Annotated in this window: 16 protein-coding genes and 1 tRNA gene; 9 read left to right on the top strand and 8 right to left on the bottom strand. The window is 65.7% G+C overall.

Annotated elements, in window-relative coordinates:
• Position 1: 1 nt before the first annotated feature.
• From V9L21_RS01115 to V9L21_RS01100, 4 genes are all read right to left on the bottom strand, one after another.
• A complete protein-coding gene (locus V9L21_RS01115; protein WP_337308410.1) occupies positions 2-745 on the bottom strand; it encodes an amino acid ABC transporter ATP-binding protein in 744 nt (247 codons plus the stop codon).
• Complete coding sequence (locus V9L21_RS01110; protein ID WP_337308408.1) at positions 742-1,464, bottom strand: amino acid ABC transporter permease; 723 nt, start codon at positions 1,462-1,464, stop codon at positions 742-744. The genes V9L21_RS01115 and V9L21_RS01110 overlap by 4 nt, the downstream gene beginning before the upstream one ends.
• Before the next feature lie 13 nt (positions 1,465-1,477).
• A complete protein-coding gene (locus V9L21_RS01105) occupies positions 1,478-2,173 on the bottom strand; it encodes an amino acid ABC transporter permease (RefSeq protein WP_337308406.1) in 696 nt (231 codons plus the stop codon).
• 158 nt (positions 2,174-2,331) lie between these two features.
• Complete coding sequence (locus tag V9L21_RS01100) at positions 2,332-3,159, bottom strand: ABC transporter substrate-binding protein (RefSeq protein ID WP_337308404.1); 828 nt, start codon at positions 3,157-3,159, stop codon at positions 2,332-2,334.
• A 173-nt stretch (positions 3,160-3,332) separates the two neighbouring features.
• Between V9L21_RS01100 and V9L21_RS01095 the strand changes: the two genes are divergently transcribed.
• A complete protein-coding gene (locus V9L21_RS01095) occupies positions 3,333-3,755 on the top strand; it encodes a group II truncated hemoglobin (RefSeq protein ID WP_337308402.1) in 423 nt (140 codons plus the stop codon).
• Between the two features lie 33 nt (positions 3,756-3,788).
• Positions 3,789-5,012 carry an NAD(P)/FAD-dependent oxidoreductase gene (locus V9L21_RS01090; protein ID WP_337308401.1) on the top strand — a complete coding sequence of 408 codons (1,224 nt, stop codon included), beginning with the start codon at positions 3,789-3,791 and terminating at the stop codon, positions 5,010-5,012.
• A 21-nt stretch (positions 5,013-5,033) separates the two neighbouring features.
• Here V9L21_RS01090 and V9L21_RS01085 read toward each other — a convergent pair whose 3' ends face one another.
• Positions 5,034-5,693 (bottom strand): Smr/MutS family protein, encoded by a 660-nt coding sequence (locus V9L21_RS01085; protein WP_258501962.1) that lies wholly within the window; start codon positions 5,691-5,693, stop codon positions 5,034-5,036.
• Positions 5,693-6,370 (bottom strand): RadC family protein, encoded by a 678-nt coding sequence (radC, locus tag V9L21_RS01080; protein WP_337297117.1) that lies wholly within the window; start codon positions 6,368-6,370, stop codon positions 5,693-5,695. The genes V9L21_RS01085 and radC overlap by 1 nt, the downstream gene beginning before the upstream one ends.
• Positions 6,371-6,478: 108 nt before the next feature.
• On the opposite strand from radC, the gene V9L21_RS01075 reads away from it, so the two are divergent.
• The 5 genes from V9L21_RS01075 (at position 6,479) to V9L21_RS01055 (ending at position 10,372) form a co-directional block, all read left to right on the top strand.
• Entirely contained in the window at positions 6,479-6,922 is a 444-nt protein-coding gene (locus V9L21_RS01075) for an FKBP-type peptidyl-prolyl cis-trans isomerase (RefSeq protein ID WP_337308399.1), read from the top strand.
• Positions 6,919-7,887 carry a 4-hydroxy-3-methylbut-2-enyl diphosphate reductase gene (gene ispH / locus V9L21_RS01070; protein WP_337308397.1) on the top strand — a complete coding sequence of 323 codons (969 nt, stop codon included), beginning with the start codon at positions 6,919-6,921 and terminating at the stop codon, positions 7,885-7,887. The genes V9L21_RS01075 and ispH overlap by 4 nt, the downstream gene beginning before the upstream one ends.
• Positions 7,884-8,846: a threonine/serine dehydratase gene (locus tag V9L21_RS01065; protein WP_337308395.1), complete on the top strand. Its 963-nt coding sequence runs from the start codon at positions 7,884-7,886 to the stop codon at positions 8,844-8,846. The genes ispH and V9L21_RS01065 overlap by 4 nt, the downstream gene beginning before the upstream one ends.
• Positions 8,847-8,892: 46 nt before the next feature.
• Positions 8,893-10,224, top strand: coding sequence for a serine--tRNA ligase (gene serS, locus V9L21_RS01060; protein ID WP_337308393.1), 1,332 nt, complete (start codon positions 8,893-8,895; stop codon positions 10,222-10,224).
• A 58-nt stretch (positions 10,225-10,282) separates the two neighbouring features.
• Positions 10,283-10,372, top strand: a tRNA-Ser gene (locus V9L21_RS01055).
• Between the two features lie 105 nt (positions 10,373-10,477).
• On the opposite strand, the gene V9L21_RS01050 is transcribed toward V9L21_RS01055, so the two are convergent.
• A complete protein-coding gene (locus tag V9L21_RS01050; protein ID WP_337308391.1) occupies positions 10,478-10,795 on the bottom strand; it encodes a helix-turn-helix domain-containing protein in 318 nt (105 codons plus the stop codon).
• On the bottom strand, positions 10,779-11,039 hold the full coding sequence (locus V9L21_RS01045) for a helix-turn-helix domain-containing protein (RefSeq protein WP_337308390.1): 261 nt from the start codon (positions 11,037-11,039) through the stop codon (positions 10,779-10,781). Before V9L21_RS01045 ends, V9L21_RS01050 begins: the two co-directional genes overlap by 17 nt.
• A gap of 102 nt (positions 11,040-11,141) precedes the next feature.
• On the opposite strand from V9L21_RS01045, the gene V9L21_RS01040 reads away from it, so the two are divergent.
• Positions 11,142-11,483, top strand: coding sequence for a hypothetical protein (locus V9L21_RS01040; RefSeq protein WP_337308388.1), 342 nt, complete (start codon positions 11,142-11,144; stop codon positions 11,481-11,483).
• Between the two features lie 216 nt (positions 11,484-11,699).
• The gene (gene shkS, locus V9L21_RS01035) at positions 11,700-13,118 is read left to right on the top strand and encodes a surface-behavior sensor histidine kinase ShkS (RefSeq protein WP_258501946.1); all 1,419 of its coding nucleotides are present in this window, start codon (positions 11,700-11,702) and stop codon (positions 13,116-13,118) included.
• Positions 13,119-13,226 lie beyond the last annotated feature (108 nt).

The raw sequence follows: 13,226 nt of genomic DNA, 5'->3' as shown, positions 1-13,226 counted from the left end.
GTCATGCGCCGCGCGAGAACGGCGAACGGATGTCCGAAAGAAACTGCTGCGCGCGCGGGTGCTGCGGCCGGTTGAAAAAGTCGTCGGGCGTTGCGCGCTCTAGCACCTTGCCTTCGTCCATGAACAGCACGCGGTCGGCCACCTCGCGCGCAAAGCCCATCTCATGCGTGACGCAGACCATGGTCATGCCGTCGCGCGTGAGATCGCGCATCACCAGCAGCACCTCGCCCACCATCTCGGGGTCGAGCGCGCTGGTGGGCTCGTCGAACAGCATCAGCGGCGGCTGCATGGCGAGCGCGCGCGCAATGGCCACGCGCTGCTGCTGGCCGCCAGAGAGTTCGCTCGGCCACGCATTCGCCTTGTGCGCCAGGCCCACGCGCTGCAGCAGTGCCATTGCGCGCTCCTCGGCTTCCTTGCGCGAGAGGCCGCGCAGCTGCATGGGCGCCATCGTGCAGTTCTGCAGCACGGTGAGATGCGGAAACAGGTTGAACTGCTGGAACACGAAGCCAATGCGCGAGCGGAACGCATTCACGTCGGTGCCCGGCGCGTGGATGTCCTTGCCTTCGATGAGGATGCGGCCCGACTGGATCGGCTCCAGCCGGTTGAAGGTGCGGATCAGCGTCGACTTGCCCGAGCCGGAGGGCCCGCACACCACGACCACTTCGCCCTTGTGGATGGTCTCATTGATGTCGACCAGGGCGTGATAGCTGCCATACCACTTGTTGACGTTCTGGAGTTCGATCATGCGGACACCTTGGGAGCCGTGGCGGGGTCGGCGATGGACATGCCGCGCCGCGCGAGCCGGCGTTCGAGCCAGTAGGCGAAGCGCGACAGCCCGAAACAGAGAATGAAATAGGTCAGGCCCAGGATCAGGTAGATCTGGGCCGGCTTGGTGAACACCTGCGTGTTGATCTGCGTGGCGATGAACGACACCTCGGCCAGTCCGATGATGTAGCCGAGCGAGGTTTCCTTGATGGTCGAGACGAACTGGTTCACCAGCGAGGGCAGCATGCTGCGCAGGGCCTGCGGCAGCACCACCAGCCGCATCGCACGGCCGTAGCCCAGGCCCAGCGCACGCGCGGTTTCCATCTGCCCGCGCGGCAGGCCCTGGATGCCGGCGCGCACGATTTCGGCCAGGTAGGCCGCGTCGAAGATTACGAGCGCGATCAGCATGGTGGTGAACTGGTCGGTCTTCACGCCTGTGACGCTGGGCAGGAAGAAGTAGGCCCAGAAGATCACCATCAGCAACGGCAAGCCGCGCACCACGAAGACGAAGCCCGTTACCGGCCAGCGCAGCCAGCGCCACGGGCTCACGCGCGCGAGGCCAAGCACGATGCCGAGCGGCAGCGCGAGCACCAGCCCGCAGGAGGCAAGCAGCAGCGTGAGCACCAGCCCGCCGAGCGGCCCGTTCGGGTACTGCCCGATGAGGAAGTACACCCAGTAGTCGTTGATGATTTCGAGCATCTGGCCAGCCGCTCTAGATGGTTCTTACCGGAAAGCGGTGGTGGTACCAGGTGGCCAGCCCCGTGATCGCGAGCGACACGGTCAGGTAGGCCGCGCTCGCGAATGCGAACGACTCGAAGCTGCGGAATGTCGCGCTCTCGACCTGCCCGGCCTGGTACATCAGCTCGGCCACGCCGATCACGGTGGCGATGGAGGTGTTCTTCCACAGGCTCAGCGTCTGCGAGATGAGCGGCGGCACCGTCACCCGCAGCGCTTGCGGCAGCACCACGCGGCGCATGGTGCCCATGAAGCCGAAGCCCAGCGCGCGGCCGGCCTCGAATTGCACCGCGGGAATCGCGCGAATGCCGCTGCGGATGTCTTCCGCCATGAAGGCGGCTGTGTAGAGCGCCAGCGCGATGATGGCGCTGTACGCTTCGATGTGGCCTTCATACAGCCACTGCTTGATGCCCTCGGGCAGCAGCTCGGGCGCGCCGAAGTACCAGAACAGCATGTGCGCGAGCAGCGGAATGTTGCGGATGGATTCCACGTACGCAAAGCCGAGCCAGCGCAGCGGGGCAAGCGGAGAAAGGCGCAGCAGCGCCACCACCAGCGCGATGGGCAGGGCGAGCAGCAAAGAGGCTGCCAGCAACTGCAGCGAAAGCAGCAGGCCCGCGACCAGCATGTCGTGGTACTGGCCGGTGAGCAGCAGCGAATAGTCGAACAGGGGCATGAGGGGCGACAGTATCACCGCCGCGATGGGATTTGCTCCCTCCCCCGCTGGGGGAGGGTTGGGGTGGGGGCACGACGGCGCTGAATGTGTCGCGCCTGTGCGAAAGCTGTCAGCCCCCATCCCTGCCTTCCCCCAAAAGGGGAAGGAGAAACGCGGGGTCAGTCGATCTTGTCGCTCTCGAACTTGAAGTCCCGCGTCTGGAAGCCCGACGCCGTGTTCGGCCCGTACCACTTGACGAAGATCTTCTGCGCTTCGCCCGACTTCTCCAGCTCGCGCAGCGTGTCGTCCACCACCGCCTTCAGGCCGCTCTCGCCCTTCTTGATGCCGATGGCCAGTGCCTCGGTGCTCAGGTTCTGCTTGAGCACCACGTACTTGGCCTTCTGCGGGCCGAGCTTGGCGTAGCTGCGCAGCAGCGCGGCCTCGTCGTCCACATAGCCCACGCCCTTGCCCTGCTGCAGCGCCTGGAAGGCCTGCTGGCTCGTGTCGAAGGTCACCACTTCGGCGGTGGGCACGGCCTTGCGGATGTTCGGCTCCTGCGTGCCACCGCGGATGGTCAGCACCTTCTTGCCGGCCAGTTGCGGCACGTCGGTAATGCCGCTGTCCTTCTTCACGATGGCCTTCTGGCCGGTGACGAAGGTGGTGAGCGAAAAGTCGATCTGCGCCTCGCGCTCCTTGTTGTGCGTGAGTCCGGCGGCCACCAGGTCCACGTGGCCCTGCTGCAGCTCGGGAATGCGCGCGGCCACGGCAATCTGCTTGAGCACCGGCTTGACGCCGATCTTCTTCGCGATGGCGTTCACCAGGTCGACTTCGTAGCCGACGATCTGGCGCGTCTTCGGATCGATGAAGGTCGCGGGCTCGTCGGTGCCGAGCACGCCCACCACGAGTTCGCCTTTTTTCTTGATGTCGGCAAGCTGGTCTGCATGGGCGGCAATGCCCGTGAAGAGGGCGGAGGCGGCGAGGGCCGCGGCAATGAGGTTCAAGCGCATGTTCTTCTCCTTCTTGGAAAACAGGACGGCACCATATCAATAAAACCGTGGATTATTAAATCCCCAATCGACATATACATATGGGTGGCCGAATGGTCCTGATGCCGGTACTGGATTCGCAAGAATTCAAGCCGCGTGCGGCCCCGGAGCGCGGCTGGAGGGATACTCCCGCCATGCAGATTCACGAAAAGCCCCCCGTCGACACCCCCTTCGAATGGATCGGCGGCGAACCCAAGGTACAGGCGCTGGTCGACCGCTTCTACGACCTGATGGAGCTCGACCCCGCCTATGCGCAACTGCGCGCGGTGCACGGCACCAGCCTAGACAACGCGCGCCAGCGACTCTTCTGGTTCTTGTGCGGGTGGCTCGGCGGGCCGCAGCACTACACCGACCGCTTCGGCCACCCGATGCTGCGCGCGCGGCATCTGCCGCAGAGCATTGGCGGGCACAGCATCGGCATCAAGGAGCGCGACCAGTGGCTGGCCTGCATGGACCAGGCAATGGGCGAAACCGGCGTGCCCGAGGGGCTGCGCGCCAGGCTGCGCGATTCGTTCTTCCAGACCGCGGACTGGATGCGCAATCGCGGTGAGCAATAAGACAGACAACGACTCCGAAAGAGACTCTCTTCAATGAATTCAATCGTCATCATCGGCGGCGGCCATGCCGCGGCCCAGCTTTGCGCGGGCCTGGCTGAAGCCGGGCAGGGCGCGCGCGTGCACCTGGTTTGCGAGGAAGCGTGCGAGCCGTACCACCGGCCGCCGCTTTCCAAGGCATTTCTCAAGAGTGCCGAGGAAACCAGGCAACCGCACAAGGCCGCCGACTGGTACCGCGAAGCGGGCATCACGCTGCACCTGGGCGATGCGGCCGTAGCCATCGACCGCGAGGCGCACACCGTCACGCTGCGCTCGGGTGCCGTTCTGCCATGGGAGCGGCTGGTGCTGGCCACCGGCACGCGTGCACGCCAGATGCCCGACCTGAAGCCGGGCCTTGAAAACGTTGCGACCCTGCGCGCCGCCGACGAGGCGCACCGCCTGCGCGAGCGGCTGACTGAAGCCCAGCAGGTCACCGTGCTGGGCGGCGGCTTCATCGGGCTTGAAGTGGCGGCCATCGCCAATGCCCTCGGCAAGCGTGTGCAGGTGATCGAAAGCGCGCCGCGCCTCCTGGGCCGAGCCGTGTCGCCCGAGCTGTCGGCGCACGTGCTCGCAACGCATCGCGCGGCGGGCATCGACATCGTGCTTGGTGCGCGTACCGGTGCGTTCGAGGTCGAAGGCGACCGGCTGCTGTCCATTCAGGTCAACGGTGCGAAGCAGCCGGTGGACCTGCTGCTGCTCGGCATTGGCGCTGTGCCTGAAACCGCGTTGGCGCAGGCTGCGGGCATCGAATGCGCGGACGGCATCGTGGTCGACAGCCATATGCAGACCAGCGCGGCCGACGTGCTCGCAGTAGGCGATTGCACGCGCTTCCCCGATCGGCGCGCAGGCCGCGCGCTGCGGCTGGAGTCGGTGCAGAACGCAAACGACCAGGCGCGCACGGCCGTGGCCACGCTGACCGGCGCCGCGCGGCCGCACGACGTGGTGCCGTGGTTCTGGTCGGACCAGGGCGGCCTGCGGCTGCAGATGGTCGGCCTGATGCCGGCCGAGGGGACTCCGGGGCTGACGAGCGTGCGGCGCGCCGGGCCCAAGCCCGACGCGTTCTCTCTTTTCCACTATGTGGATGGACAGCTGGTGTGCGTCGAATCGGTCAATGCGCCGGTCGATCACATGATGAGCCGCAAGCTGCTCGGGGCAGGGCGCAGTCCGGATGCGGCGGCGGTGGCGGATGCGTCGGTTCCGCTGAAGAACCACCTGACCTAAGCCGCAGCGCAGCGTTCAGCGTCAGCGCCGCGCTGGCGCCAAAAGCACCACCAGCGCACCTGCGCCGCCCTCCGCGGGCTTGGCCTGCACGAAGGCCAGCACCTCGTTTTTCTGGATGAGCCAGCGCTGCGCTTTTGTCTTGAGCACCGGCTGCTTGCCGGGTGACCCCAAGCCCTTGCCGTGCACCACGCGCACGCAGCGCAGGCCCTGCTTGTACGCGTTGCGAATGAACCCGCCGAGCGCCTCGCGGGCCTCGTCGCTGCGCAGGCCGTGCAGGTCGATTTGCGCCTGGATGCTCCAGTCGCCCTTGCGCAGCCGTGCGGTCACGTCAGTGCCGATGCCCGGGCGGCGAAAGCTCATGGCGTCGTCGACATCGAGCAGGGTGGTTACGTCGAACTCGTCGGAAAGCGATTCGCGCAGCACGCGCTGTTCGTCGAGCTGGTGCTGCACGGGGATGGGCGCGGGCGGCTCCGGCGCAAGCGGCACCACGGCCGCCTTGCGGCGGAGCGGCTCCGTGGCGCCGATGGCGCGCGTGAAGAGGTCTTTTTCAGCCGCGCGCTTGCGTTCGGCCGCGGCCTTGGCGGCTGCGGCGGCCGCCTCGCGCTCGCGGGTTTCGGCCAGCGCGCGCTGCACCTGCTTCAGGTCTGCCAGGTTCTTGATGGGCGGCGTGCGGGAAGCCATCAGAGCAGCCCTTTCTCGGCCATTGAAAAGCTCTGGCCGGCGCTGACGATCACGTGGTCGAGCACGCGCACGTCGATCAATGAAAGCGCCGCCCTGAGCGTTTGCGTCAGGGATTCGTCGGCGCGCGAGGGCTCGATGCTGCCGCTCGGGTGGTTGTGCGAAAGCACCACGGCCGCAGCGTTGTGGTGCAGCGCGCGCATGACCACCTCGCGCGGGTAGACGCTGGTCTGGGCGAGCGTTCCGCGAAACAGTTCTTCGAGCACGATCAGCCGGTGCTGCGCATCGAGAAACAGCACCGCAAACACCTCGTACGGGCGCGACCCGATGTGCATCTGCAGATACTCCTTCACGGCCCCGGGCGAATCGAAGACCGCGCGCTCCTTCAGCCGCTCGGCCATGGCGCGGCGCGCCAGTTCGAGCACCGCAATGAGCTCGGCGCGCTTGGCGTCGCCGCCCATGCCCTTGATCACCTTCAGGTCGTCGGCGCCGGCCTGCAGCAGGCCCGAAAGGCCGCCGAAGTGGTCGAGCAGCTCCTGGGCGAGCTGGAGCACGTTTTTTCCGGCAACGCCTGTGCGCAGCAGCAACGCCAGCAGTTCGGCGTCGGCCAGCGCGGCGGCGCCTCGCGCGATGAGCTTTTCGCGCGGGCGGGCGTGGGCGGGGAGATCCTTGAATGCCATCGAAAACCTGGTGAAACCTTGAAAGAGCGGGTGGAAGCCCCGGCTCCTTAAAATGCAGTCCAGTTTATCGGGACACCCACCTTGTCTTTGCCTACCTCCGCTGCACCCATGTCCCACGTCGTGACTTCCGGCTCGTTCCTTACCCTGCATTACCGGCTGGCCGGTCCGGCGGGCGACATCATCAACACTTTCGCCGACAAGCCCGCGACCCTGTCGCTGGGCACCGGCGAGCTTTCGCCGGCCATGGAGCAGCGGCTCATGGGCCTGGAAGAGGGCACGCATGCCACCTTCGAGCTGCCCGCAGGCGAGGCTTTCGGCGAGCGCAACCCTGAAATGCAGCAATGGGTGGCTAGGAAGCTGCTGGCCCAGATGGGCGACCCCGACGAGCAATACGCGGTCGGCGACGTGGTGCAGTTCCCCACGCCCGACGGCATGGGCAGCTACGCCGGCGCGGTGGTCGAATCGAACGAGACCGCGGTGCGCTTCGACTTCAACCACCCCTTGGCCGGACAGCCCGTGACCTTCGAGGTGCGGCTGATCGGAGTTCTATGAACAAGGGCCTCGAAGAAGTCGTTCTTGCCGAGCCGCGCGGCTTTTGTGCTGGCGTGGACCGCGCCATCGAAATTGTCGAGCGCGCGCTGGCCAAGTTTGGCGCCCCCATCTACGTGCGCCACGAGATCGTGCACAACACCTATGTGGTGAACGAGCTCAAGGCCAAGGGCGCGATCTTCATCGAAGACCTGGCCGACGTGCCGCCCGGTGCCACGCTCGTGTTCAGCGCCCATGGCGTGAGCAAGGCGGTGCAGCAGGAGGCGCGCGACCGCGGCTTCGACGTTTTCGACGCCACCTGCCCGCTGGTGACCAAGGTGCACGTCGAGGTCGCCAAGCTCGCCAAGGAAGGCTACGAGTTCATCATGATCGGCCACAAGGGGCACCCCGAGGTCGAAGGCACCATGGGCCAGCTCTCCAGCGGCATCCACCTGGTCGAAGACGTGGAAGACGTGGCGACGGTGTCGCCCGCGCAGACCGAAAAACTTGCCGTGGTGACGCAAACCACGCTCAGCGTGGACGATGCCGCCGAAATCGCGGCCGCCGTGCGCGCGCGCTTTCCGATGGTGCGCGAGCCCAAGCAGCAGGACATCTGCTACGCCACGCAGAACCGGCAAGACGCGGTGAAGATATTGAGCCCCCAGGTCGACCTGGTGATCGTGGTCGGCAGCCCCACCAGCTCCAACAGCAACCGGCTGCGCGAGTTGGCACAGCGCCTGGGCACCGAAAGCTACATGGTCGATTCGGCCGAAGAGCTCAAGCCGGAGTGGTTCGAAGGAAAGACCCGGGTAGGCCTGACGGCCGGCGCCTCGGCGCCTGAAGTGCTGGTACGCGAGGTGATCGAACGCGTGAGGGCGCTCGGCGCGGTGTCGGTTCGCAAGATGGACGGCATCGAGGAGACTATCAAGTTTCCGCTCCCCAAGGGCCTCAAGCTCGACGACATTCCTCCCCCGGGACACATCTCTTGAACAATCAAACGACGAACTGGCGCCTTGAAACGGAGAGCGCCTCCCGCAGGCTGCGCGTAGGCGCCGCCCATTTCCTGCGCGAAACCCCGCTCTGGAAGCTGCCGGCCTCCGCCTTCGGCATCGAGGTGCCGGGCGTGGAGGTGTGGCTCAAGCTCGAGCACATGCAGGTGAGCGGCAGCTTCAAGGCGCGCGGCATGATGAACCGCCTGCTGGCCAACGACATTCCCGAAAGCGGCGTGGTCGTGGCCTCGGGCGGCAATGCCGGCATTGCCACCGCGGCGGCGGCCAAGGCGCTGGGCGTGCGCTGCCAGGTGTTCCTGCCCGGCGTCTCGCCCGAAGCCAAGCGCGCCCGTTTGCGCGCGCTGGGTGCCGAGGTGGTCGTGGTCGGCGAGCTGTACCCCGACGCGCTGGCTGCCTGCCTGGTCCGCCAGAAGGAAAGCGGCGCCTTGCTGACCCATGCCTACGACCAGCCGGAGGTGGTGGCGGGTGCGGGCACGCTGGGCGTCGAGATCGAAGCGCAGGGCGGCCTGCCCGATTCAGTGTTGGTGAGCGTGGGCGGCGGCGGCCTGATCGGCGGCCTGGCCGGCTGGTTCGAACAGCGCGCCCGCGTGGTGGCGCTGGAGCCCGAAAAAGCGCCGACGCTTTTCCGCGCCCGCCAGGCCGGCGAGCCGGTCGATGTCGACGTGGGCGGCATTGCCGCCGATTCGCTCGGCGCGCGGCGCATTGGCGCCATCTCGTGGGAAATTACCCAGAAATACGTGAAGGACGCGCTGCTGCTGTCCGACGAATCCATCCGCGCCGCCCAGCAGTGGCTGTGGAAGGAACTGAAGCTGGCCGTCGAGCCCGCCGCCGCACTACCGCTGGCAGCACTGCAGACCGGCGCCTACGTGCCGCGCGAAGGCGAGAAAGTGTGCCTCATCGTCTGCGGGGCGAATGTCGATCCGGCTACGGTCGGCTGACGGCGCAGGTGGGAGCACGATGCGACGGGACACCTAAAATCTCCCTATGCTCGACATCACCCTGCTCCGCAAAGATTTGGCCTCCGCTGTGGCCGGCCTCGAAAAACGCAAGAAGAACCAGCCTTACCTCGACGTTTCGGCGTTCACCGCGCTCGAGGCCGAGCGCAAGACGCTGCAAACCCGCACCGAGGAAATCCAGGCCCGCCGCAACACGCTGAACAAGCAGATCGGCCCGCTCAAGGCCAAGGGCGAATCGGTCGATGCGCTGATGGCCGAGGTCAACGCGCTCAAGGCCGAGCAGGAATCGCAGTCCAAGCGCCTGGAAGAAATCCAGCCCGAACTGCATGCCTTGCTGCTGGCAGTGCCGAACCTGCCGCACGCGAGCGTGCCGATCGGCGAAGACGAAACGGGCAATGTCGAAATGCGCCGCTGGAGTCCCCAGGGCGGAGCCGGCGCCAATGCCGCGCCGCTGACCTTCACGCCAAAAGACCATGTCGACCTGGGCGCACCGCTCGGGCTCGACTTTGAAATGGGCGCCAAGCTCTCGGGCTCGCGCTTCTCCGTGATGAAGGGGCCGATTGCCCGGCTGCACCGCGCGCTCGCGCAGTTCATGCTCGACACCCAGACCGAGAAGCATGGGTACACCGAGTGCTACGTGCCGTACATCGTCAACGCCGCCACGCTCAGCGGCACCGGCCAGCTGCCCAAGTTCGAAGGCGACCTGTTCGCGGCCAAGAAGGGCGGGCAAGACGGAGAACCCGCGCCCGACCACTCGGCGCTGTACCTCATCCCGACCAGCGAAGTACCTCTGACCAACTTCGTGCGAGAAGAAGTCGTGCCCGAGGCTCAGCTGCCAATCAAGCTGACAGCCCACACGCCGTGCTTCCGCTCCGAAGCCGGCAGCGCCGGGCGCGACACGCGCGGCATGATCCGCCAGCACCAGTTCGACAAGGTCGAGATGGTGCAGATCGTGCACCCCGAAAAGAGCTACGACGCGCTCGAGCAGATGACCGGCCACGCCGAAGCCGTGCTGCAGGCGCTGGAACTGCCGTACCGCGTGGTGCTGCTGTGCACCGGCGACATGGGCTTTGGCTCCACCAAGACCTACGACCTCGAGGTGTGGCTGCCGGCGCAGAACACCTACCGCGAGATCAGCTCGGTTTCGAACTGCGAAGCCTTCCAGGCCCGCCGACTGCAAGCCCGTTTCAAGAATGCGCAGGGCAAGAACGAACTGGTCCACACGCTCAACGGCTCGGGCTTGGCCGTGGGCCGTACGCTGGTCGCGGTGCTGGAAAACCACCAGAACGAAGACGGCTCGATCAACGTGCCCGCGGCGCTGCGGCCCTACCTGGGCGGGCTGGAAGTGTTGCGCGCCTGACGCCCAGGGCTTCAAAAGCCCCGTTTTTGTCTGCTAGAATCGCAGGCTCGACAGCACCGGAGAGGTGGCAGAGTGGTCGAATGTACCTGACTCGAAATCAGGCGTACTAGCGATAGTACCGAGGGTTCGAATCCCTCCCTCTCCTCCAAGAATGGCCCCGCAAAGGGGCTATTTTTTTGCCTGTTCCCCTCGGAGCGGGGCCAGAGTCAAGAACACCAGACTCATCGCCGGCAGCTCGCAAGCAGGCCGATCCCTACCTTCCTGTCGAATGCGTACCTGAACCGGTTTGTTGCCTGCCGGCCTCCTCCAACAATCTTGCCGGCGAGATTTCCAGCGCGAAAGCGATCCGGTAGAGGTTGAACAGCGAGAAATTCGTGAGCCCCCGTTCAATCTGGCTGATGTAGGTCACGTGCATTTCACTAGATGCGGCAAGTTGTTCTTGCGTCAGTTCAGCGTCACCGCGCAACGACCGAACCGCGTCACCAAAGCCAATCTGGACTTCTTCCTTGGTTGCCAGGTCCGTCTGGCTTTCGGAACTTGCCGGGGGATCCGTTTCACCCGCCTTCGCCATAGGTCTCCGCCAGAGCCACAAAGTCGGACAGCTTCATGCCGTAGGCGTTGGCAATTCTGGAGGCGGCCAATATCGTCAGATTGCGCTGCCCGCGTTCCAGGAGGCTGATGTAGCTCGTACTCATGTCGGTCAGCTCGGCAAGCGCCTCCTGGCTGAGGTCGAGATCCCTGCGGCACTTGCTGATGGCGTTCGCGAACATCCGCCGCAAGGCTTGTTCGAACGGATCAATTGCGGACTGCGGCATCGGCCTGCAGTTTCCGGGGGCGCACTATAGTACGCCAGCGACTATAGTACGTGTTCCCGTTCTGCCTGTCGACTTCTTTGCCTTTCTACCGCCGGAGCCTTGATGCCTATCGACCGCGTATCTCCGCCCGCGCGAGGCACTGAAGTCCTCAAGGCCGCCGCGCCTCTGTTCGACACCGGCGCGGTGGTGATTACGCCGGCCGTCCTGGCATTTCTAGCGAAGCATGCGATCTGCCCGGCGGCTCTGTTGTCTCGCCACCAGTACGGCGACTGGGGCAGCGTGGGCCACAACGAAGCGAAAGCCAATGATCGAGCCCTGACGTCAGGCGCGCGGCTGATGGGAGTCCACGTGGTCGGGCATGTCGTGGTCTGGGTGGTCACGGAGGCTGCCAGCCGCGGCGGAAACAGGGCCAGCACTCGCTTGCTGTTTCCCGAGGAGTACTGAGGCAGCAACCGGCCAGACGCGGCACCGTTGCAGGCGGCTGTGCGACCCAAAGCGGAGACTTTCGTTTTCGTGCCGGCAGAATCGTTTTGCCTCGTGCGCTCCGCACCCCGTTCTTCCCCCAAAACAGCGGCATCGGGCCGTTAAGATCGCCACCTCTTCATGCCCGGCATGCTGAGGGATTTCCTGTAGTCGAATAAAGAGGGGGCGAAGCGCCACATGGCCAATGCGTCGATCGCAAGCGTGACACCGGTCCCGGCTTCGGCTGACGAGGCCGAATCGTGGGTGCGCGGCGAGCTGATCCGCAGCCTGATGCGCTCTGCGCGCGGCTCCTACATCGTGTCGGCGGCGCTCATGCCGTTGATGGTTGGCCTGAACTGGAGCTACGTGCCCCATTGGGAGTTGCTCACGTGGCTTGCCTTCGGCTTCGCTGCCACTGGTTTCCGCGCGTGGGGGGCCAGGGTCTATGCGGTGCGCTACGCCGGCCGGAGCGCCGCGGCGCAGTTGCAGTTCACCGAGCGCTACGGCTTCGTGTGGAGCACCAGCGCCATCGTATGGGGCGCATCGATCCTGCTGTTCTTCGAGCGCACGCCGCAGGTCAACCAGTTCATGAGCTGGCTCATCGTGGCCGGCGTGGGCACGTTCCCGCTCAACGGGCTGGCGCTGCACCCGCCGCTGCTCAAGCGCTACGTCAACACCCTGTTCATTACGATGCTCGGGGCGGTGCTGATCCGGCTGGTGAGCATCAACATCGTGGAGCCGCATTTCCAGTACGGCTTTTTGATGCCGATCCTGCCGATCCTGCATTGGTTCTTGCTGCTGCGCGCCGGCCGGCATATTCACGAGACGGCGCGCAACAGCCTGGAGCTGCTGTTCCACAACCATATCCTGATCAAGTCGCTCACGCAGCAGCGGCAGGCCGCGGTGGCTGCCGTGGCCATGAAGAACCGCTTTCTTGCCAGCGCTGCGCACGACATGCGCCAGCCGGTATTGGCGCTCTCGCTCTATGCCGACTGGCTGCGCAACGAGCCCGAACTGGTGCTGGAACTCGCGCCCAAGATCGTTCGCGCCACGCACGCGGTGAATGCGCTGTTCGATTCGATGTTCGACCTGGCGCGCATCGATTCAGGCCAGGTGCGCCTGCACATCGAGCGTGTGGATGTGGCAGAACTTCTGCACGACCTCGAGCTGCAGTACCGGCCGGTTGCCGAAAGCCGCGGGCTCGATTTCCGCGTGCACGTGACCGAAGGCAGCTTTCTGACCGACCCCATTCGCGTGCGCCGCATGATCGGCAACCTGCTCGCAAACGCCATCAAGTACACCTCCGACGGTGGCGTGCTGCTCGCCTCGCGGCAAACGCGCGAAGGCATGCGCATCGAAGTGTGGGACACCGGCATCGGCATTGCCCCCGAACACCTGCGCGACGTTTTCCTGGAGTTCTACAAGGTGGCCGACCATGCCGGCACATCCGACGGCTTCGGCCTCGGCCTGGCCATCGTCGCCCGGCTCTCCCACGTGCTCGGCCACCCCGTCAGCGTGCGCTCCCGCCTCGGCAGCGGCAGCGTGTTCCGCGTTGCGCTGCACGATGCCGACGAAGCCGTAGCCCAAGCCCGCGTCAGCGCCTCCGGCGGCGGCTGACTGCCAGCCCGGTTGCAGCCATAAAAAAACCGCGCCCAGCGCGGTTTTCGGCAGCCAACAATTCGCCCCAGTCTCCCTTCCAGAAACACCGAGGAACCGGCTTTGCCG

Source organism: Variovorax sp. CCNWLW235, assembly GCF_037204085.1.
Lineage (GTDB): Bacteria > Pseudomonadota > Gammaproteobacteria > Burkholderiales > Burkholderiaceae_C > Variovorax.
Note: the sequence above shows the minus strand (reverse complement) of the source record. Positions and strands in the feature narration are given on the sequence as shown.